This is a genomic window from Bacteroides cellulosilyticus (assembly GCF_020091405.1).
GTDB lineage: Bacteria > Bacteroidota > Bacteroidia > Bacteroidales > Bacteroidaceae > Bacteroides.
In genome coordinates this window covers 5,417,660-5,438,660 of sequence record NZ_CP081903.1, presented here as the reverse complement: position 1 = coordinate 5,438,660, position 21,001 = coordinate 5,417,660, and the positions used below count along the sequence as shown (strand labels likewise).

Annotated in this window: 16 protein-coding genes; 5 read left to right on the top strand and 11 right to left on the bottom strand. The window is 42.2% G+C overall.

From position 1 onward, the window contains the following. Positions 1 to 45: 45 nt before the first annotated feature. The 9 genes from K6V21_RS20670 to K6V21_RS20630 all read right to left on the bottom strand — a co-directional run bounded on the left by K6V21_RS20670 (position 46) and on the right by K6V21_RS20630 (position 11,565). Positions 46 to 366, bottom strand: coding sequence for a hypothetical protein (locus tag K6V21_RS20670; protein WP_007218240.1), 321 nt, complete (start codon positions 364 to 366; stop codon positions 46 to 48). A gap of 155 nt (positions 367 to 521) precedes the next feature. Then, complete coding sequence (locus K6V21_RS20665; RefSeq protein WP_224319728.1) at positions 522 to 1,367, bottom strand: alpha/beta hydrolase; 846 nt, start codon at positions 1,365 to 1,367, stop codon at positions 522 to 524. A 442-nt stretch (positions 1,368 to 1,809) separates the two neighbouring features. Next, on the bottom strand, positions 1,810 to 3,243 hold the full coding sequence (locus tag K6V21_RS20660; RefSeq protein ID WP_224319727.1) for a DUF3868 domain-containing protein: 1,434 nt from the start codon (positions 3,241 to 3,243) through the stop codon (positions 1,810 to 1,812). A gap of 7 nt (positions 3,244 to 3,250) precedes the next feature. Then, entirely contained in the window at positions 3,251 to 3,832 is a 582-nt protein-coding gene (locus tag K6V21_RS20655) for a DUF3575 domain-containing protein (RefSeq protein ID WP_007218244.1), read from the bottom strand. Between the two features lie 17 nt (positions 3,833 to 3,849). Next, positions 3,850 to 6,006: a hypothetical protein gene (locus K6V21_RS20650; protein WP_224319726.1), complete on the bottom strand. Its 2,157-nt coding sequence runs from the start codon at positions 6,004 to 6,006 to the stop codon at positions 3,850 to 3,852. A 30-nt stretch (positions 6,007 to 6,036) separates the two neighbouring features. Continuing rightward, complete coding sequence (locus K6V21_RS20645) at positions 6,037 to 8,004, bottom strand: fimbrial protein (RefSeq protein WP_224319725.1); 1,968 nt, start codon at positions 8,002 to 8,004, stop codon at positions 6,037 to 6,039. Between the two features lie 8 nt (positions 8,005 to 8,012). Continuing rightward, positions 8,013 to 9,449, bottom strand: coding sequence for a DUF4906 domain-containing protein (locus K6V21_RS20640; protein ID WP_217716218.1), 1,437 nt, complete (start codon positions 9,447 to 9,449; stop codon positions 8,013 to 8,015). A gap of 14 nt (positions 9,450 to 9,463) precedes the next feature. After that, the gene (locus tag K6V21_RS20635; protein ID WP_224319724.1) at positions 9,464 to 10,336 is read right to left on the bottom strand and encodes a FimB/Mfa2 family fimbrial subunit; all 873 of its coding nucleotides are present in this window, start codon (positions 10,334 to 10,336) and stop codon (positions 9,464 to 9,466) included. A 26-nt stretch (positions 10,337 to 10,362) separates the two neighbouring features. Next, positions 10,363 to 11,565, bottom strand: a complete 1,203-nt coding sequence (locus K6V21_RS20630; protein ID WP_224319723.1) for a hypothetical protein — start codon at positions 11,563 to 11,565, stop codon at positions 10,363 to 10,365. Between the two features lie 1,246 nt (positions 11,566 to 12,811). Between K6V21_RS20630 and K6V21_RS20625 the strand changes: the two genes are divergently transcribed. From K6V21_RS20625 to K6V21_RS20605, 5 genes are all read left to right on the top strand, one after another. Beyond that, positions 12,812 to 13,207, top strand: a complete 396-nt coding sequence (locus tag K6V21_RS20625; RefSeq protein ID WP_224319722.1) for a hypothetical protein — start codon at positions 12,812 to 12,814, stop codon at positions 13,205 to 13,207. 1 nt (position 13,208) lies between these two features. Beyond that, a complete protein-coding gene (locus K6V21_RS20620; protein WP_217716215.1) occupies positions 13,209 to 14,501 on the top strand; it encodes a DUF3440 domain-containing protein in 1,293 nt (430 codons plus the stop codon). Further along, complete coding sequence (locus K6V21_RS20615; protein ID WP_217716214.1) at positions 14,498 to 15,031, top strand: IbrB-like domain-containing protein; 534 nt, start codon at positions 14,498 to 14,500, stop codon at positions 15,029 to 15,031. Before K6V21_RS20620 ends, K6V21_RS20615 begins: the two co-directional genes overlap by 4 nt. A gap of 163 nt (positions 15,032 to 15,194) precedes the next feature. Then, positions 15,195 to 16,133: a UDP-glucuronic acid decarboxylase family protein gene (locus K6V21_RS20610; RefSeq protein WP_224319721.1), complete on the top strand. Its 939-nt coding sequence runs from the start codon at positions 15,195 to 15,197 to the stop codon at positions 16,131 to 16,133. A gap of 36 nt (positions 16,134 to 16,169) precedes the next feature. Further along, a complete protein-coding gene (locus tag K6V21_RS20605) occupies positions 16,170 to 17,297 on the top strand; it encodes a response regulator (RefSeq protein ID WP_044270284.1) in 1,128 nt (375 codons plus the stop codon). A gap of 104 nt (positions 17,298 to 17,401) precedes the next feature. On the opposite strand, the gene K6V21_RS20600 is transcribed toward K6V21_RS20605, so the two are convergent. Together K6V21_RS20600 and K6V21_RS20595 are read right to left on the bottom strand one after the other, a co-directional pair. Next, a complete protein-coding gene (locus K6V21_RS20600) occupies positions 17,402 to 20,299 on the bottom strand; it encodes a PD-(D/E)XK nuclease family protein (protein WP_224319720.1) in 2,898 nt (965 codons plus the stop codon). Between the two features lie 39 nt (positions 20,300 to 20,338). Further along, positions 20,339 to 20,983 carry a carboxypeptidase-like regulatory domain-containing protein gene (locus tag K6V21_RS20595; RefSeq protein WP_224319719.1) on the bottom strand — a complete coding sequence of 215 codons (645 nt, stop codon included), beginning with the start codon at positions 20,981 to 20,983 and terminating at the stop codon, positions 20,339 to 20,341. Positions 20,984 to 21,001 lie beyond the last annotated feature (18 nt).

Below are 21,001 nucleotides of genomic sequence, written 5' to 3'. Positions count from 1 at the left end.
GCTTTATTTCCATATCATTTAAAATGCTTGTTTCAGTGTTATGCCTTATATATTCTTTTTCCAGTGGATAAATGAATTCTTATCGACTTTATTTGTCCCTACCAATTGCAGGTTATAGGAATTCAGACCGGCGTAGCGGTATTCACCATAGTTAATGCCCCCCAATAAGTCTATATTCAGAAATGCGCGGACAAGCATTAATCCGCATTTCTCTATTTTTTCGACGATACATTTTCCTCCTAAAAGGTTCATTAGCAGATAAGCTGATACTTCGTAGGCACACCAGCCACATTCTTCCAGATACAGATTAATACAGCAATCATTAGATTGCTCTTTTGCAAATACTTCAGAAACTTCTTTTCTCATGATAATCAATTTTACTCGGTTTTAGGATTCGGGCAAAACTTATTCCCCCATTATTAAAACAAAAAATTCGGCGTTACGGTTTTTGGCAGTGGTTAAACTATTCGGATTATTAACAGTATAAAAGAGATCGTAACAAAGAGTACTCACTTGTGGAGTTAGTGCCGGAATAAAGACTTTATTCCATCAAATATTCCCGGAAGTGCAACGGTTCCGTGCATCTCTTCCGGAAACTTTTTATAAATAACATGCAAATGCTGATTTTCCATATCCGGGATGATATTTACCTTCAGACTGTCCGCCAGTGAGAATTGATTCAGCTTCACATTGGGGCGTTGCTGGGTGGCAAACGCAACATATAACTGTTTGCCGGTGAAATCCTTTTTATGTGCTTCTCGTTTTGCCTGCTTCAGGTATATCCCTTGATCCCACCATAAACTGGGATCTATTGCCATAAAGGTATCAAACGACTCAGGATAGTCGAGTAGGACCTGTAGGGTAAATAAACCTGCGTATGAATGTCCTACTAAGAAGTTACGGCCGTTGGCAGAAACTTTTTTTTCTATTTCCGGACGCAGCTCTTCAGTTAAGAAACGATAGAAAGCCTTCATTCCTCCACCTTTTGGAGTATCTCCAGGCTGAATACTGCCATCCCGCCGTGCTGCCGAACTGGTAGGAGTGAAATCTCTGGTACGGTCTGTATTCAAAACAGCGACTACAACACAAGGGGGTAATGAAGAAACCCTTGAAGAAGCAAAGAAACGGGTAAAACCTACTACGGAATGGAAAAATACATCTCCATCCAATAAGTAGAGAACTGGGTAGTCTTTTTCTTCTTCACCCGGTTGTTTTTCCGGTTCATAAATCCAGTACATCCTTTCTTCATTCAGTATGTTGGAGAATAAAGAATGGCGGGTTCCTATATTAATAGAGTCCTGCCCTTGTACCGGTAGAGAAGACGTCCAAGCTATCGTAATAAGCAATACTATATAAAGACTTTTCATTTTATCTGATTCTTGTTACAAAGTTGAAAGAAAATATTGGTTTTATCAATCCCTACTTGTGGGTATTTTGGGTAGGATTATTCGCCAAAGTTGGTCATAAATCTCTATCTCTTTCTTCTTTTGTTACACGCTTCTGTCATTACCCCAATTCTGGCTTTTCCTTTTTGACGAATAGGTCGTTTATAATCGGTTCTATATCAATTGTATAATAAGGCTACACCCTTTGTCCGGAATGGCTACACCCTTTTGTACTTAGGGCTACACCATCCGGACCAAAGGGTGTAGCTATCCTGATGTTTGACTAATGAGACAAAATCATAGCTTCTCTTTGAAGTAAACAGTGTGTGATTTACTTTTACATTGTAATTGAGTGGGATACATAAAAATAGAAAATTCCCGGAATTTTAATCAGTTCCGGGAATTCTCTATTCTATTCTCTCTGTTACTTCTTTATCACTTTTTCTATTTCTTCCAAATTATACCGGGCTGCTTCGTTGCCATTCCGGGCTGCTTTGGTAAATTCAACAATAGCTTGATCCTTATTGCCACTCAACAGGTAGTAGATGCCGTTATTATTTGCATATTCGGCTGTCTGTTTATTGGATTTATCCAGATACTTCCGGGCATCGGGCAAATCTTTTTTAGACAAGGCTACAGCGGCAGCATTCAAGTTGGCTACTTCATCATCAGGATACATACGTACAGCGATGTCGAAAACCTTGATAAAGTCGTCACCACCTTTGGGATAGCTGTTGGCCACCAGATACATCTCGTTCAAACTGAGATACTGGGGCTGTGTCTTGATGATTTCTTTTCCTTCGTCTACTTTAAAATTGGCAATCGTATAGTCTATGCGGCAATTCACTTTACGGAGTGCCGGGTATAGTTCCTTTAGCATTGTACGATAGGGAGCGCCACCACCTACACGTTTTATTTCCTCTTTCCGGCGGGCTATATCGCTGGTGTTTCGGATGATATTGAGGAATTCGGTTTTCTCTTTCATGTTAGAGGCTTCCAGAGCTTTTACCAGTCCTTCCCAATTTTCACCGCCAAAGGAGACATTGTAGAGATTGGCAGGAATCTGTTCGTGTACGGACAGGTATTTCTTCAACGCTTCAGCACGGCTCTTAGAGAGTTGTTCATTGAGTTTAAGCGGTCCTTCGGGGGAGGCAAATCCTTCAATGTAAACACCGGTAATGGTCAACTTCTTGTCATTCTGTACCTTATTGAACATTTCCCGAATATTCCGCAACTCCGTCTGGTTGCTCATGAAATCCGGCAGAATAACGGACTTGCCTACGGGGAAATCGAGATGAGCTTCATATTGTTCGCTACGTGCTTTTACTACTTCTGCTTTCGGCTGAATGTAAGAGGGGACAGGTTGCAGTGCAGCCAGACGTTTGGTTTCCGTAGAAACTCCGTTCATAATCATTTCCTGTGTCAGTACCTCCTGGTGCCCTCCGCATCCGCATAAATCTTCTTCCAGATTCAGATAAGCATTTTCCATCCATGGTTCGTAAGGTATGACCTGTGTGTAGTTCAGAACTTCCTGAGTATTGTAAGGTATCTCCATAGTAGTTGCCTTATCCAAAGCTATGGCACGGAGATAGGCCTTTTGCCTTCTGCGACCGTTGATAACGATTTCCGGCAATACGACATTATTGTCCGGACCTGTCAGTACGGGAGTTAATGTCAGGGTGCGGTCATTGCTGACTTTCAGGTTCCGCATATCCATCTGCATGTTTATATAGAGCGATTCTCCCTGTTGCCATAGGGAGGCATTGGTGATGTTGATGGCATCTTTATAGAATTTTTGCGCGCTGACCGGAAGTGCGGCTATGAGGCACAAAACAGAGTATATCAGTATTTTTTTCATGACTATATTATTTTATGACGTATATGATGTTTAATGCTACCTTGGTGGGGCCAATGTAGTTCTTGTGTCCGCTGTCGAGTTTGCTGCCGCACTTGCCGCAGTTGTACTTATCGTAGTCTATGCGGGCATAGCCTACACCGATTTCCGCTTCCATGCTCCAGCGCTTGTTCAGTATCCATTGATATCCATAAGAAATGCCGGCTCCATAGATATTGCCCTGGTAGCGTTCGTGCCCCAAACCTAATATATTCAGGTTGCTTACATTCGCTTCTGCATAATGGGCGTGCAGGCCGAAGAAATGTCCGTAGAAGCGCTCGCACAGCCAGTAACGAAGTTCAGGCTGTACCAGCCAGTGCTTGATTTGTTTGTGATCCGAGAATTTCCAGGGATTGTAGTTACCGGATATATCGAGGGTCAGCTTCTTGGAGAGTCCGACCTCAAATCCAAGGTTAGCTGTAGTGGTAGCCCAATACAATGCATTGGTCTTTATTGCAAATTTAGGCATGTAGTGGCTTTTGTCCTGTCCGTACGTACTGATGGTGTATGTGAGCATCAGGGCTGCCAATAAAAGGAATTTAATTGTTTTCATATTTTCATTACATTATTTTATTGTAAAACAATTGCCGGATTTTGCAGTAACTCTTCCACTTTATATGTGGCGGAATAGTTATAATTCCTCAGAGTGAAAGTAACCACATCATTCAATTTGGCTCCGGCATATATGGTCGTTGAATAAGTGCTGGTACGGCTGACGGTAAAACCAGATGCAATGCCGGTATCTGATGAGGTTACAGTATAGCGGGGGATATTAAGCAAGCCGTTATTCTGATAAACCTGTATCGTATTGCTGGCAGTTACTGAGTGCGCCAGGATATTCTCAAAGTCAATGGTCGTCGGACTAAATCCGGGAGCGGATATTATCAGCTTTTCACTGCTTATGGCTTTTTTAGAGGTAAACGTGACGGTTTGTCCTCCTGAAGGCTGCGAAGCGTAAGTATGTTGATAACCACCTGCAACTGCTGTCCATCCGCTTTGGGTAGTTTGTAGATTTTGGGTTGCAATAAACACCGTTAACGGGTATGTGGGCGGATAATCCGGGTATGATGGAATAGTAAACATAAAGCTGGCTGTATTGTTCACGCCGTAATTTACCGTATTGTTTCCATTAACTGAAACATTGGTAAAGTGGCGTGATTTTACTTCCACGCTCTTTGTCTGGAAGATTTCATTGGCTATCAGAATGGTTTCATCGCTGTTTTCAAGACTGGTACGGAAGTTCAATACTTTGGTTCCGGGACCGGTGGCCCAATAGACATACTGATACCCTCCGTTAGTGTACTCCAGTTGCAGGTTTTTGTTAGGCTCTACCGGATAGAGGTTGCTTGTGGTAATGGTGCACTTCAGCGGATACAAATAGTAGGGTATTGCCGATGGAATAGTGAAGCTCAGTGCTACATCCTGATCACGGGCAGTATATATTTCGGGTGATAAACCGGCGGGATCGAACAGATATAACGCACTGGATATAACCGTGATGTTACGTGAAAGTACACCTGCCTTAACGGTGATTGTAGCCTCATATTGTCCCGTAATGATGCGGGATACATCGGCAGAAATATTTCCATTTCCGTCATAAGACAGATTATGAAGGATATTTCCCTGGTCTTCGGCTATGGATACGCTGATTTTAGAATTATCAGTCACGCCGTTAGCCGTATATTGGGCTGATACCTTCAAAGTGCCTGCCTGGGTGAACAGGAAGTGCAGTCTGCTTACTGTCAGCACATTGTTGTTATTGTCGGAGATAGAAGGAGATTCCTTGAATATCTCGGCATAGATATTATTGGAAGGTTCTGAAGTTTTTGCGTCGGCAAATTCAGTACTTCCGCTTGCACTCTCGCTGAAGGATTTTATCACAATCTTGTAGTGGTAATTCCTCATGACGGGATAGGGCTTCTTATCCGTATCAAGAAGCTGTATCTTGTAATAAAGTTCTTCGGTTTTTCCTGTCAGCTTTCCCTTAATGATGATATAGGTCTGATCGTTGGAATAGTTCTCATTCTCGAACATATACTTGGCATCCATATTACAGTCAGCCTCTTTCTGGTCGATTTTGGAAATGGGGCCGTGGGGAAGGGTTGGCGTACCGTCTATCAAGGTGAATGGGGTAGCGGGGGCATTCGGGTTGAATGGAGCCACCGTTCCGTTACTTGCATAGTTACAGAGCGCATATCCTGTTACTTCGAAGTTGGTTGCTTCGGTCTCTACAGTCACTTTGGCCAGGTTACGGTAAAGTGTGACATTGGGAGTATCATTGGCGGAAGAAATTGTTTGCCTCCCCCAGAATACTAAATTGGTGCTATTCAGTGAAGGTATTATCTCTCTTTCATCTTTCTGCATGGCGGCACGTTCGTCAAAACTATCCCATTGGGAATAGTTGGCAATGAGGTGGATGATTCTTGCGTCATCGGGTATATTTGCCTGGAATGTCCCGGTACCATTACTGTTACTGCTCAGAAGGGAGGCATGAGACCGCCCTATGAATAGTCCGTTGGCATCGAAGGTCATTAACCACAGGTCATTAACTGCATTCTCATCTGTGGCGGCACGGGTGAGTGCCGGTGTATATTCAGGCATATTTACTGAGAACTGAAAGACGGTTTTATCGTCATTTCCAGTCGAGGGAGTGCCGAGAGTATCTTCATCCGTACACGAAGCCAGAAGAAGACCGAGGAGTGTTATAAGGTAGGTTAATCGTTTCATACTTTTCTAAATTTAATCCATCAATACTGTTTACCGGATGTCGCGGACGCATCGGACGGATGCATTCAGCGGACTGAATTTACCACCTTCTCCAACGCGGGGATCCATGAAGTTGACAGCACCGGAAGCATTCGAGCTCCAATAATAATTTCCTTCAAGGATGCCTTTAACTTCACATATCCGTATGTTCTGTAATACATCTATCAGGTAGATTTCTGCTTGTGTAGGCATACGCCAGTCGGAATAGGTTTCTCCGGTGGTGGCATCCCGCTCTACATAATCTCGGCATTTGATTCTGGATGCGGTGTATGTGCTTGCCGTTGTCGTACCATGTTGTGAGGCAAGCATGAAGTGCGGAGAGATTCTCCGGTTGTTTTCTTCCGTATCTATGGCTGCGTGTTCGCTGTCTGTCAGCGGATAACCGAGTACGGCATTGTCACGTATGTACGAAGCGTAAGATGCGCCTAATGCGGGATTGGCTGCATAATGGGAATATCCGCTGCCGAAGTCTTCGTCAAACTCGTCCGGATTGGGAAGGGTAGAGAAGTCGGCGACGAAGGAATTCATTATATACATCTTCGTGTTATTCTGCCCCTGGCTTCCTCCGGGAGCATCGGCTGAAATGTCAGAACCGATGTAGAGAGCCGGATATTGGGAGACAGTGACAGGTTGTGTCAGTCCGGCACCATTGACTACCTGAAAGGTGATATCTTTGGCTAGGAAGTTTTCAGGAAGAGGGCTCGTTATGGTAATGTTGCCGGACTTTGCATTCGGGGTGGCGGTGATGGTTATCTCTTTTCCACCGTTGGAAACCGATACACCATTTACAGTAATCTTCTGTATTTCTACATCCGGTGTGGATGACTGGAATGTAGTGGTGAACTGTGTACTGTTGGGCATCGAAATCTTGGTATCTTTTACATAGATGAAATTGATTCCTTCTACGGAAACGAGTACTTCGTGGGTACTCCAATCCTGTATGGTATATCCGGCATTCAGCGGAACTGCGGAATGCGGGTCGGTATCACCTTTCTTGTCTATGTTCACGCGGATATCATACAAGCGGTTACGTTCCAGTTTATAGAGATTTTCAGTCTGGCCCGTGCTTCCGTCCGATAGCCGGTAGTTTACCGGTATTTTGTAATAGTTCTGAGTAGTAGTGTTACCATCAGCGTCCTTTACGGGGACATTGATGAGTACATAACTTTCCCTGCCCGTATCTTTGGTCCAATCATTGGCATACGAATAGAGAATGAATTGATTGCTATTGCCTGCACCTGTATTTTGTTCCGTAAATGAGTTCATGCTTTGCAGGGTAGGAACATTTACACTACCGTCTGCAACGGATGAGCCACTGGCGGCATAATTAACCATCTTTTTTGAAGGTATATTATTATCTATGGGGGTGAAACCGTTTATATAATTCAGACTAATTCTGATTTTGGCGGCGGCACGTTTCAGTACAACGGGAACCTCTTTATTGACGATGATTCCGTCATTCAGCACCATTGTATGTTTACCGTCCATCAGGAAGGCATCTTGTTTCTTATCAGCATCCAGCATAGGGGCGGCGAGTGCCTTCAGTTCCTGAAGGGATAATCCTGTAGCCGGAATGGTTGCCGTATGGTTGGCTACTACATAAATGGTGTGGTTGATATTCTGATCGAATTTCTCTTGTGCCACATCCAGGGTGTCCGTATACTCTCTGGTTCCGGTCAGTTCGGGAGAAAATGCAAAATGCTGGTAGAACAGGCATTCGTCTGCTCCTTCACGGTAAACGAAAACATCTAATGATTTTATCGTATTTTCATTGAGCGCTTCTTCGCCCGGCTCTTCCACGGCACGCGAAACTACGGAGCTGGGCATAGACAGTTTCAGGGTAATTCCGCTTACCGATCCTGTTCCTGCCGATTCGATGGAAGAGTCATCCTCACAAGAGGCGAGGCTCCAGAATAATGAGAGTATCAGCGGGAGGATATATAGTTTATTTCGTTTCATAATTCATCTTATTTATATTCGGTTTGGCGGATTAAAATATCCGTGTCATTGTCGCCCGGAAACTGGCGGTTGCCATTGCTTTGCTTCGGATTGATCTTGAGTTTCACGCCTCCTGCGGTTATGTAGAAGTAAGTGCTCTTAGGATTCCCACTCCAGCGTTTGGTGGCTCCCACCTTTATCGTATATGCTTCATCACGGGCTATCCCTTTGGAAACGTTGAGACCATCGTTCGTGCCGAACGTAAAGTCAAGTCCATTGGTCAGAGTAGCGGTCCAGATGGCACCGGCAGGGGCTGTCAGACTAAAACTGTAGTTGGCATAGGAAGTCTCGTTATGAGTTCCTCCGTTCGCTATGTATGGAAATTGCACGATGCCTGTAGTGGCACCGGTGTCATCTCCATTGTACGGTTGAAGCTGATAGTCGTCCTCCGTGATATCTTGTCCGATTTCAGACGAGGTAAGCTCCCATGGATAGGGAGTCGTTTTTATTATTAACTGGTTGTCCGGATGGTCGAGCATAACCATGACGCGGTAAACTGTATTATGCAGCAGACTGTACTTATGGGTTGTCTGCCCCTGGTCGGTAAGATATCCCCTGTACGTATAACTGGTTCCGTTGAACAGTGCCTTTATACGGATATAGGGAGTGTTAGCGTCCGGTGTAGCGTCAGGAACTATATTCCGATATGTATAGAATGAAGCATGTGCATTCTCCGGTACTATTTCTGATAAATCAGATGGCATAAGTTGCAGAGTTGTTCCTCCAAGGAATATATTCGAAACGTTCTTCTTGCTAATGGGTGTCGGCATCGATGTTACCTCCAGGCTACTATTCGTATTAAGTATCTGATTGATAAATTCTATGGAGTTGACAACTACACTCGAACTCTCTAATCCCTGATTCTTGAACATATAAATGTCCAGTCGTGCTACCAGGCGTTCCATAGGAACTTCCGCCACTACATATTCACTATTGATTGCAACTTCTTTTTTTCCAACCATCAGGATATTGCCGTCGGTAAAAGCGTTGTCGGATACTGTCAGGCTTTCCAATTGCTGCAATGTAAGGTCTGGGGACACCGGAACAGAAAAGGTCTTATCGGGATCGTTATAATTAGCAATCGCATAAATTATTTTTGTCTGTGGCGACACATTGACAGAACGTGAAAACTCTTCCAGTCTCTGCGGGGTGAATTCCGGAATCAGTTCCGAATATTCACAGTGCTGGTCTGCTTTATTGAAAATATAGAGTGCCAGACTGGAAAAGCTGCCATCGTCTCCATGAATCAAAGCTTTGTTTGTAGGAGCCGTTTTGATCAGAAAGTTTAGCCGGGCCTGATTATCAGTTGTATCGGATATCGGCGTCTCGTTTTCACTGCAAGAGTACAGCAGCAGTGCCATGGCAAACAACTGCAAACAGAACCGGTATTTTAATTTTAGCTTCATATACATTGTGGGGGTTATATCCCCGGTCTGATCACTTCCTCGTCCCAGGGTTTTACTGTGATGGCGGTTCCATTGAAATAGATGCGGATGCCTACCGTAACTTCATTGATGCCATTTACAGTAATATTATTATCTTTCATGAAGTCCTTTAATTGCATGGTGTATAATTCTTCATTGCTCTGAAGGTCGCGCAATCGCAGATATACTTCATTATCATCATTAAATCGTAACACGTTGAATTTTGAACCAAACTTTTGTGCGTTGGAGTCAAAAGTTACCAACGGGAAATAAGAGACGCGTTCGTTTGAAAACGTTTTGGTGAAGTCCACTGTTGAACTTAATTTCCCCATTTCTATACTGACGGGGGAAGTGGCTGCACGTGTACTGCCAACATCCAGTCCTTCCAGCTCTATTTGCATTTTTATATGCGCACTGCTGAAATAAACGGTGTCAACCTTATAGCTTTCATTGACAATTGTAATCTCTCTTTCTCCAAAATACAGACTGTCATTGGTCGATATCAACTCTTTCGTAAAATAATGCGGGGCTCCGACAAGGTTGTTTTGCAAGGATGAACCTTCGTTTATCCGTGTGTCGTTGAGGGAGTTTCCCCAGCATATAATGTGATATTGACCGCTTGGCAAATTCAAGGTAGTGCCGCGTTGGCGGTTGAGTTCTTTCCGGTTGAGAACTGTTTTCTGTACAAATACATTGTTCTGATTGTATATATACATATCTACCTTTTCTATTTTCTGAGGAAAGATTTCCTTTGTTCCGTCACCCAGGTAGCTGAAGTACAAAGTTGTCTCACAATCGTCAAGGTTTTCTTTTATACACCCTGTCACTGTTACCAGTAGCAGGATGTATAGAATTATTGCCTTTTTCATATTTCAGGGTTTGTTGAGTCTGAAACTTATTGTTCCAGATCAAATCCCGGAGTGATTGTTTCTTCATTCCACGGAGCGACTGTGACGTGTACCAGTACGTTGTATTGTACATTTCCTAAGTCATTGTCGAGCATCGGAACTAACTCTATCTCCATATTATAAAGGGTACCGGGTTTGAAGTCGGCTGCTGTCAGTTCAGTATTTACTTCTTTATAATACTTCACCAGGTTGGCAAAACGTGCGCCATTTGCTAAGTCCGGGTTAAATACTTCCGTATTGGTTGACTGCAAACCGGTAATGTTCAAATCAGAAAGATCTAAATGCAATTGCGGTATGGCTGTGCCCGGGAAGAAATTGAAAGCATAACATTTGCCGGCTAAATCCAGTGGCAGGTTACCGTAGGTCCCATCTTCATTATATATAATGTAGCTGGCAAACGGAGCTGCGTCTATTATCGGGGTAGTGTCAAAAGTCCACATACCATCATGGATATGCCCTTCGAAAGTTGAGTTCAGAAGCAGGTTGTCCATTGTTCCCGGATTCTTATAGGTGTTATAGAAGTTATTCATATAGAAGCCTTTTACATTTCCTGAGAATCCTGTCCAGCTAACCGTTGCTTTCTTGTCTGTTCCGTCAATGGTTCGGGTAAAATCGAAGTTGCCTGAATTCTTGAATGAAATCTTGGTAATTTGCAGTCGGGCTACAATAGGGGCTATGGTCACTTGTGCCGTATAAGTCTTACCTGCTGTCGGAGTCGGATCTATCGGTTCATTAACGATAGGTTTCAGATCATCGTCCATACCATAGTAAAGCACTTCGCTACCTTGTTGATTGGCTAACTTGGTATTAATTACATTGTTAGTTACGGCATCTCCGGGATTTCCATAAATATACACTTTTGAAACGGACTGGGGAATGTTTATGAACTTCAATCCTTTTGCCGGATCGGTCAATTTATTCCAGTCGGAGTTAAGCACTTCATCTTTAGTGACGGCTTTGGAAGTTATGATTTTTCCATTTACGTCAGTCAGATTGATTAATACACTGTTCACATTCTTAATATCCGATGTGATGATATCTGTTGGAGAAGAAGCTCTTGTCTTGATCCCTCCTAATGATACTGAAATGGATTTTATTTCGTCCTGTGAAACAGAAACATCGTCTTTGTCACTGCAAGAGAATAATGCTATACTTACGACTCCTGCTAATAATAACTGTTTAATTTTCATGTCCTATAAAAAAATAATTGTTTATAAAATTTCCCAATACTATTTTTGGTTGCGTACGTCCTGTTGGGATTATTACAACAACAGTTGCATAGGAAAGTTTTGAGTGCAGGTAGTATTTTCTACAGGAAATAATCAAAACAAGGTTATTTTTATGAATTTTATCCAAAATTGTATCGATTACAACTTCTGTTAACCTTATTGGAGAGAGTGAGCTCCGTTATAGGATATTGCATTGCGTAACTGGGCTGTTTGAGAAATAGGCTCTAAATTTAATTTCATAAAATAGAATATAAAGCAATGTTATGTCGCATATAAAGCAATGCTTTTGAATAGAACATTGCTTCTTTCAGGACAAAACATTGCTTCTTAAAATACTATTGGTATAATATTGGAAATATATTTACTAAATCAATCCTGATCGGCAAGGTTCTGGCAAGCAAATAGGGTTCATTTTGGGGTCAGGGTCACCTATACACGCATTTGGGAGAGTGTGTGGCTTGAATCTATTGGCAACTTGTTGATTAATAGTGTATTATTTTTTATTTGTATTTTGTGTTTATACTTTTTATGTATTTTCGCATGTTCTTCAATTCTTTCTTTTCTGCACTGTAAGAGTAGATACTTAGATTGTGAAATATGTATACATATACCGTCTATGCGGAATTTTTTGTCGTAAATTGAGCTTGTTCTCTTTTTATCTTAAATATAAACATATCTATACTTCCTTTTTCTGTTTTTTGCCTCCAAATGCGTGTATAAGTGACCCTGACCCCAAAATGAACCTAAAATGATGTTTTTTCTCTTGCTTAACATGTTGAATATAAGTAGATAATGCTTGCCTTAATCCTTTCATTCAGGATTTGTCAATAAATGGTTTTATGTCAAAAACAGAGCTGAATATTTCTATGCTAATATTATGAAAATACATTACTTCTATTTACTCTTTTCGGTAATCGGTTGAAAATGAAATTTTCTATTTTCATATAATTGATACGGAGCGAAGCGGCACAGATGTGAACCACGGTATCGCCGGACAATGCGTTAGGTTGTGGCGACGATCTTGCCCGGCTAACTCAATAAGCAATTTTAGAGAAATATACTGTAGTTTAAGATTCATATGTTTAATAAATATAATTTTATTAATTTTCTCCATTCTTTATTGTCTCTATTCTTTTTTTATTTAATTTTGTCTGCACTATTTTATGTGGGAATGTAAACTCAAACCATAATAAATAACAAATCGATAATGACACAAATAGTTGAATTAAAAGGCACGGAGAAACGGTTGTATCAACTGGTCGCTCCATTGGTTATGAATCCTGTAGTATTAAAACAGAACTATAATTATCCTTTTCGCACTTCGGAAAACTTTATATGGTTTGTTGCGATGGAAGGAAAAGAAATAGTTGGCTTTATACCGCTGGAACATAAGAAATCGGAAGCAATTATTAATAACTATTATATAAAGGAGAATAATGCAGAAGTATTAAAAGCTCTTTTGGAGAAAGTTATAGACAGCACAGATGAAGATAAGCAGTTGAGCTCAGTTACATTTATTGAGCATCAAAAAGTATTCCAGGAATTAGGCTTTTCTGTGGAGAAAGAATGGAAACGCTATGTAAAAATGAATAAGGAGAAATAGAATGGGGGAGGCTCAGAAGAATGTATATGAATTAGCACAAGAACGGTTGCACATTATATTTAAAGAATTTGATAATATCTGTGTATCCTTTTCGGGAGGGAAAGATAGTGGTGTGTTATTGAATTTATGTATTGATTACATCCGTCGCAATAATCTGAAGCGTAAACTTTGTGTTTACCACATGGATTATGAAATCCAGTATAGCATGACTATCGATTACGTGGACCGTATTCTGGAAGCCAATAAGGATATTTTGGATGTATATCGCGTGTGCGTACCTTTCAAGGTAACCACCTGTACATCTATGTATCAGAATTATTGGCGTCCTTGGGACCCGGAGCAGCGTGATATATGGGTACGGAAAATGCCGGAAGGCAGTATGACTGTAGAGGACTTCCCTTTTTATACGGATGCAATGTGGGACTACGAGTTTCAGATGCATTTTGCCAAATGGTTGCATACAAGAAAAGATGCGATACGATCCTGCTTTCTCATAGGTATTCGTACGCAGGAAAGTTTCAATCGCTGGCGCAGTATTCACCTTGCCCGGAAATATCAGATGTATCATAATTACCGGTGGACTTCTAAAATCGGAAATGATATCTTCAATGCTTATCCTGTTTTCGACTGGAAAACGACAGATATCTGGGTAGCCAATGGAAGGTTTGGCTGGGACTATAATCATTTATATGATTTATATTATAAAGCCGGTGTAAACATTGAGCGCCAGCGTGTAGCAAGCCCCTTCCTTTGTGAAGCTCAGGAAAGTCTTCGCCTTTATAAAGTGATTGATCCCAGTACATGGGGCAAGATGGTAGGCCGTGTTAATGGGGTGAACTTTACCGGAATTTATGGTGGAACACATGCTATGGGCTGGCAAACCGTCCGTCTGCCGAAGGGGTATACCTGGAAAGAATTCATGCAATTTCTGCTCTCTACCTTACCCGAAACTACCCGGCGCAATTATTTGAAGAAACTGACCGTCAGTATTGAGTTCTGGCGTACGAAAGGCGGGTGTCTTGCTGAGGAGACCATTGAGAAACTAAGAAAAGCCGGCGTGTCATTGGAAGTGGTGAATACGACCAATTATAAGACGCATAAGAAGCCTGTTAAAATGGACTATCTGGATGATATAGACATTTCTGAGTTTCGTGAGATCCCCACGTATAAGAGAATGTGTGTATGTATTCTGAAGAATGATCATGCCTGCAAATATATGGGTTTTGCCTTAAATAAGGAGGAAGCATACAAGCGAGATAAAATAATGGAACAATTCAAAAATATGATGTTATGAGTGTAGATCAAAGTCCGGTATATGCCGTAAAAGCTGTGCCGGTGGAGAAAATAGTGGCGAATGATTATAATCCCAACATAGTGGCACCACCTGAGATGAAATTACTGGAACTTTCTATTTGGGAGGATGGTTTTACGATGCCTTGCGTATGTTACTATGATAACGAAACCGACCGTTATATATTGGTAGACGGGTATCATCGTTATAGTGTGTTGAGAAGCTCCAAGCGAATTTATCAGCGGGAAAACGGTTTGTTGCCTGTAGTGGTGATTGATAAAGAATTATCCAATCGAATGGCATCTACCATCCGGCATAACCGTGCACGAGGTTCGCACAATATCGAACTGATGTGCCACATCGTGGCCGAACTGGATAAAGCGGGTATGTCCGACCAATGGATTATGAAAAATATTGGCATGGATCGCGATGAACTTCTTCGTCTGAAGCAGATTTCCGGCTTGGCGGATTTGTTCTCGGACAAAAGTTTTAGTATTCCAAATCCGATTGAAACGCCGGTTCCCGAAGAATAAAATGCCCGTTTTGGGCATTTTTGTTTCTATTATGTTCTTTTGTTATCATTAACAAGTGAAATATCTTGTTACAAACTTGCATAAGTTAACCAAATCTCCTACTTTTGCCATCATAAACAAATGAACAGGTTTCATAAGTCTTCGGACATTATAAAAAACTTACATGAAAAATATATTGGTTAGCGGTGGTGCTGGTTTTATAGGGTCGCACTTATGCACACGGTTGATAAATGAAGGACATCATGTGATATGTCTTGACAATCTATTTACCGGCGCGGAAGCAAATATCGAGCATCTGAAAAGCAATTCTCTTTTTGAGTTTGTGCATCACGATGTGGAATTTCCCTATCATACCGAAACTCTTGATGAAATATACAATTTAGCTTGTCCGGCATCACCGATACATTACCAATATGATGCGATCAAAACGATTAAGACTTCTGTATTGGGAGCCATTAATATGCTGGGATTGGCAAAGAAGACGAATGCCAAGATTCTACAGGCATCTACCAGTGAAATATATGGTGATCCGGTAGTGCATCCTCAGGTGGAAAGTTATTGGGGAAATGTAAATCCAATAGGCATCCGTTCTTGTTATGATGAAGGGAAACGGTGTTCTGAAACTTTGTTTATGGATTATCACCGGCAAAACAACATTCGTATTAAAATTATTCGTATCTTTAACACGTATGGCCCACGAATGCTGCCGAATGATGGAAGAGTGGTTTCCAATTTTGTGGTTCAGGCATTGCAGGATCATGATATAACTATCTATGGAACAGGAGATCAGACGCGAAGCTTTCAATATATTGATGACCTCATAGAGGGAATGGTGAGAATGATGAACACGGAGGATGAATTTATTGGTCCGGTGAACCTTGGAAATCCGAATGAATTTTCCATCCTCGAATTAGCGGAAAAAGTGATCCAGTTGACAGGGTCGAAGTCGAAGTTGGTGTTCAAGCCACTTCCGCATGATGATCCTAAACAACGTCAGCCGGATATTACGCTGGCAAAAGAGAAGCTGAACTGGAAGCCTACCATTGAACTGGAAGACGGTTTGAAGCGGATTGTGGAATATTTTAAGGAATATCGTAAATAGATTATATAGATAAACGGGAAAACAATATTGTATAAGATGAATATGGAAATTAATCCTTCTGAGTACAAAATTCTCATCGTCGACGATGTGATGTCCAACGTATTATTGTTGAAGGTACTCTTGACAAATGAAAAATTTGCAATCGCTACGGCAAGTAACGGTCGGCAAGCATTAGAGCAGGTAGATAAGGAAAACCCGGATTTGGTGTTGCTGGACGTGATGATGCCGGATATGAGTGGTTTTGAGGTGGCACAACATTTGAAAGCAAATCCCAAAACCGCAGATATTCCTATCATCTTCCTGACTGCACTGAACAGCACGACGGATATTGTAAAAGGTTTCCAGGTGGGAGCAAATGATTTTATCTCCAAACCTTTTAACAAGGAAGAGCTGATTATCCGTGTAACCCACCAAATTTCGTTGGTAGCTGCCAAACGTATTATTTTGAATAAAACCGAAGAATTGCAACGTACCATTGCCGGACGTGACAAACTTTATTCGGTGATTGCTCATGATTTACGTTCTCCTATGGGCTCCATCAAGATGGTGCTGAATATGTTGATATTGAATCTGCCGTCCGAAAAAATCGGTGCTGAGATGTATGAGCTGCTGACAATGGCAAATCAGACGACAGAAGATGTATTCTCCCTGTTGGATAACTTGCTGAAGTGGACTAAGAGCCAGATTGGTAAGTTGAATGTAGTATATCAGGATATTGATGTAGTAGAAGTTGTGGATGGAGTGATCGACATCTTCAATATGGTAGCCGGTATGAAGAAGATTACAATCCGTGAAGAGAAACCGGAGAAGTTAGCTGTATCTGCCGACATTGATATGCTGAAGACTGTAATACGCAATCTGATAAGCAATGCTATTAAGTTCAGTAACGAAAACTCTGAGGTGCTGGTGAAGCTGGAAGCGAAAGATGGCATGGCGGTAGTCAGCGTACAAGACCACGGTTGCGGTATTGACGAAGAAGGACAAAAGAAATTGCTGCATACAGATACTCACTTCAGCACATTCGGTACTAACAATGAAGAAGGTTCCGGTTTGGGATTGTTGTTGTGCCAGGATTTTGTGGTGAAGAATGGTGGTAAGTTGTGGTTTACCTCGAAGAAGGGTGAAGGTTCTATATTCAGTTTCTCTGTTCCGTTGAAAAAATAAATGATACAATAAAGAAAAACAGACCGTCTGTTGGGTTGAAACAGATGGTCTGTCCGAGTCATATAGACCGTCTGTTCCAGGTGAACGGACGGTCTGTTTTTTTATTAGCGTCTGCACAGGTCTCTGAAATCACAGAACTCACATTTCCTTTTATCTTCAGTTTGTGTGAAGGGTTCTTCCGGATTGTATATTTCTTGTAATAGGTTTTGCAGGCGTTCGCGAAACTCATCTTCATAGAAAGCGAAGTTGTTGACCGGTATTTTCGGTTGGCGGGCTTCCCCCATTTCAATTACAGGAGAATAAGTTTCTGATGCTGCACGGTGAATGTAGAGCAGGGAAGGGGCAACCTTCAACGATTGTTTGCGGCACATGATGGAAGCGTACAGGAAAGTTTGGAAAATATAGTTTGGACGTCCGTCGGCAGGAGTGAACAGTTGCTCTATATTCTCGGGAGTTTTGGGGCTGCCACCGGTTTTGTAGTCCACAATACGTAAGGTATCGCCCTTACTGTCCATGCGGTCGATGGTACCACCGATGTTCAGGGACAGTTTTCCTTGTGGAGTTTCTATTTCCATGATCTCGTTTACCGGTTCTTCCATACCTTCCATGGCGAAAGGAGCATATTGCAGGTCGTTGCGCAACAATTGGCGGAGATAGGATGCAATCACTTTGGCATTAATAAGTTGCGTACCATTATATTCAGGCCTTTCTGTGGGGAGAACGTGGAAGAACTCTTCTTTGAAAGCTGTATCTACATAATTCTGTAATTTCACGTCATTACGTAACAGTTGCTCCAGGTCTTCCTTCCGTATTTCTTTTCCATTCGCAGTCAGATCTTTATATGCCAATTCGGCTGAACGGTGGAAAATAGTACCGAACAGTGCGGAATCTATTTCAGCACTCACTTCATCGGGAGCTTTTAATCCGGCCACATAGCGATAGTAGAATTTCAAACGGCAATCCAGATAAGCATTGAGTGCAGAAGGAGAGAAAAGTGCTTTGGGATGGCGGACGAGATTGTATTTCTCACACATTCTCGCAATGATTTCCGGTGTTTTCTCTATACGGATTTCTCTGCCACTTTGAGGAGATTGTCCGGCTTCCAGGTATTCGCGTGAAATATCGTGCGGCGATTCAACAAGAAATTGCAGCATGAAACGGGACATTTCTCCACGGTTCAGTCCATCAGAAGATGTATTATATAATAAGGTGATATTTTCAGCGCGTTGTATCAGTCGGTAAAAGTAGTATGCATAGACCGCATTCTTATGTTCGATAGTGGTCATGCCGAAAGCTTTCCGCAGATTGTAAGGGATAAAGGATGATTCTCCACCGGCTTTGGGCAGCTGACCTTCGTTGAGGGAGAGCATGATGAGATTACGGAAATCGAGGTTACGTGTTTCCAGCACTCCCATTACTTGCATACCGATGGCGGGTTCACCGTGGAACGGGATATTGGAGGTTGCAAGCAAGCGGCAAAGAAGGCGTTTCAATGTGTCGATTTGCAGATTTAGCTCTCCACTGTCGATAAGACTGAGCAGACGGTTGATGAGGGTATAGCTCTTGAATAAGGACTCCCGGTAAAGCTGATTGAAAATATCATCTGTTTCCTGTTCTTGCCGGTAGAGGATGGAGACTTCGCGAAGTGTATCCGTCAGGTATTGGCAGAGGGCTGAAATGCCGGTCTGCGGAGTGAATACCTGTTCCAGAAACTCATCTTGCTTTAATTCGGAAGGCAGGGGATAGAAACGATTGTCTTTCGTAAGCTGTTTCTCCAGTTTTTCTGCGGAGGGGGACAATTGGCGTGTATAGGGATGTTTCAATACAGCCTGGACGGCTTCGTATGAATAACGTCCTGTATCTCTGCGATAACCACTGGTTTGCAGTTCTATGAGCGCACTGATGAAACTGTATACAGGGGTCTGTGCCAGCGGAAATCCCATCGTGATATTGACATTCTTTACTTCCGATGGTATGGAGTGGAGTACGGGTAATAAAAGAGATTCATTACAAAGTACCACAGCATTCTCTTTTTCCTGGGTGGGTGTACCCGATGGATCGTTTTTCATTACGGAACGTACCCATTCCGGCAAATAGCGTGCCTGTGCATTTTCGGTAGGAGCGGAGATGAAACGTACATTTTTAGGATGTCTTAATACATCGAATGCGGTTTCTGGTAGTTCGTTGGGAAAGATTTCCAGGTTGCGGAGAATGAATTCACCCGCTTCATGCGTGTAAGGCGGAGTCTTTTCACGGGGTAGACGGGTATAAAACAAGTCATAATCCCAATAGAACAATGCTTTGCCGGCATCACGCAGACGCTCAAAAAAACGGGTTTCCACTTTATTCAATACATTGAAACCAACGAAAACATACCGGTCATATTTCAGCTTTTCCGGTTGCAGTTCTTCCATGACGTAGCGGTACATCATGCCCTCGTAAGCAATGCCGAGTTCTGCGAGATTGTCGCGGTAGCCGTGATAGATATCGCCTAATTTATCCCACAAGGAGATGAACTTCTCTTTCAGTTGCGTGCGTCGCTCGATGGAGAAGTTTTGAAAGAACTGACGGATGGCTTCTTCCTGTTCGGAGTCAAGGAAGTCGTAATCATCCATGATATTTTTCAGGTCTTGCAGATTGGAGAATAGACGGTCGGCATCAACAAGATTTTTATCAACATCATCGAAATCGCTGATAAGAAGTTCTCCCCAGAAATAGAAATCATCGAGTGTTTCTTCACTACGGGTTTCTTCACGAAATACTTTATAGAGTTCACAAACCAGACGGATGGGGTCGCCCAGCTTCCATGGAGAAAGCTGCCGGAACAGTTCGCTGATGCTGACGTAAGCGGGAGACCATAAAGGACGGTCACTTTGTGCCGCCAAATGCTCGTTGAAGAAAAGGCTGGCACGTTTGTTCGGAAAAACAATGGCGACCCGTGAAAGATCGTTTCCTATCTTTTGGTGTAAGTCTTGGGCAACTAATTGAAGAAAAGTTTGCATCTTAATCTTTTGTTTTTGATAACTATTCTGCACTGAACATTATGGTAGTGTTGTTTCTATTGTTTCGTAATCAACATCTCCTTCCAGTATCTCTCCGGATATTATTGTTGATTCTCCCATTGTCATATTACTTTCACGCAGTGCGACCTGAATGTAAGTTGCTCCCTTCTTATTTATTTCAATTTCCTGTGTTTCCATTCCAACGTATTGGATGATTAGCGGATATTTACCGGAAACTTTTAGTGTAAACTCACCATTCGCATCTGTTAGGGTACCATTTGTAGTTTCTTTTTCAGATACGTTGGCCCCGACAATTGGTTTTTGAGTCAGACTGTCTGTAACCGTACCTTTGATTAAAAAGAGTGAGTCCTTATCCGTCGGCACGCTCTGGCACTCAAGCTTGATCTCTGAAGTGTTCTTTGCTGACTGGCCTGGTGAATTGGCGCAGGCATTCATTGCGATAATCCCTGCGGACAATCCTAGTAAGGTGATTGCTTTTCCCGCCATGCGTCTTCGTTCCAGTTGATGTTCCAGGTATCGTACTTCTGATTCACATTTGGGACATGTACCTGTACAATCTCCTTTGTATTGACATTCGGAAGTGATATATTCGATATCATTTGCTTCGGCAATTTGCCGGCGAATGTCCTTTAATATCTTGCAAGTTTGCTTTCCTCGTACCATAATTGTTCTGATTTATAA

What these genes read in the sequence shown, in the direction of transcription:
- K6V21_RS20670 (WP_007218240.1), bottom strand. Translation starts at nt 366, where the DNA reads ATGAGAAAAGAAGTTTCTGAAGTATTTGCAAAAGAGCAATCTAATGAT.
- K6V21_RS20610 (WP_224319721.1), top strand. Translation starts at nt 15,195, where the DNA reads ATGAAAAATATATTGGTTAGCGGTGGTGCTGGTTTTATAGGGTCGCAC.
- K6V21_RS20595 (WP_224319719.1), bottom strand. Translation starts at nt 20,983, where the DNA reads ATGGTACGAGGAAAGCAAACTTGCAAGATATTAAAGGACATTCGCCGG.
- K6V21_RS20635 (WP_224319724.1), bottom strand. Translation starts at nt 10,336, where the DNA reads ATGAAAAAGGCAATAATTCTATACATCCTGCTACTGGTAACAGTGACA.
- K6V21_RS20640 (WP_217716218.1), bottom strand. Translation starts at nt 9,449, where the DNA reads ATGAAGCTAAAATTAAAATACCGGTTCTGTTTGCAGTTGTTTGCCATG.
- K6V21_RS20665 (WP_224319728.1), bottom strand. Translation starts at nt 1,367, where the DNA reads ATGAAAAGTCTTTATATAGTATTGCTTATTACGATAGCTTGGACGTCT.
- K6V21_RS20600 (WP_224319720.1), bottom strand. Translation starts at nt 20,299, where the DNA reads ATGCAAACTTTTCTTCAATTAGTTGCCCAAGACTTACACCAAAAGATA.
- K6V21_RS20660 (WP_224319727.1), bottom strand. Translation starts at nt 3,243, where the DNA reads ATGAAAAAAATACTGATATACTCTGTTTTGTGCCTCATAGCCGCACTT.
- K6V21_RS20625 (WP_224319722.1), top strand. Translation starts at nt 12,812, where the DNA reads ATGACACAAATAGTTGAATTAAAAGGCACGGAGAAACGGTTGTATCAA.
- K6V21_RS20620 (WP_217716215.1), top strand. Translation starts at nt 13,209, where the DNA reads ATGGGGGAGGCTCAGAAGAATGTATATGAATTAGCACAAGAACGGTTG.
- K6V21_RS20630 (WP_224319723.1), bottom strand. Translation starts at nt 11,565, where the DNA reads ATGAAAATTAAACAGTTATTATTAGCAGGAGTCGTAAGTATAGCATTA.
- K6V21_RS20655 (WP_007218244.1), bottom strand. Translation starts at nt 3,832, where the DNA reads ATGAAAACAATTAAATTCCTTTTATTGGCAGCCCTGATGCTCACATAC.
- K6V21_RS20615 (WP_217716214.1), top strand. Translation starts at nt 14,498, where the DNA reads ATGAGTGTAGATCAAAGTCCGGTATATGCCGTAAAAGCTGTGCCGGTG.
- K6V21_RS20605 (WP_044270284.1), top strand. Translation starts at nt 16,170, where the DNA reads ATGAATATGGAAATTAATCCTTCTGAGTACAAAATTCTCATCGTCGAC.
- K6V21_RS20645 (WP_224319725.1), bottom strand. Translation starts at nt 8,004, where the DNA reads ATGAAACGAAATAAACTATATATCCTCCCGCTGATACTCTCATTATTC.
- K6V21_RS20650 (WP_224319726.1), bottom strand. Translation starts at nt 6,006, where the DNA reads ATGAAACGATTAACCTACCTTATAACACTCCTCGGTCTTCTTCTGGCT.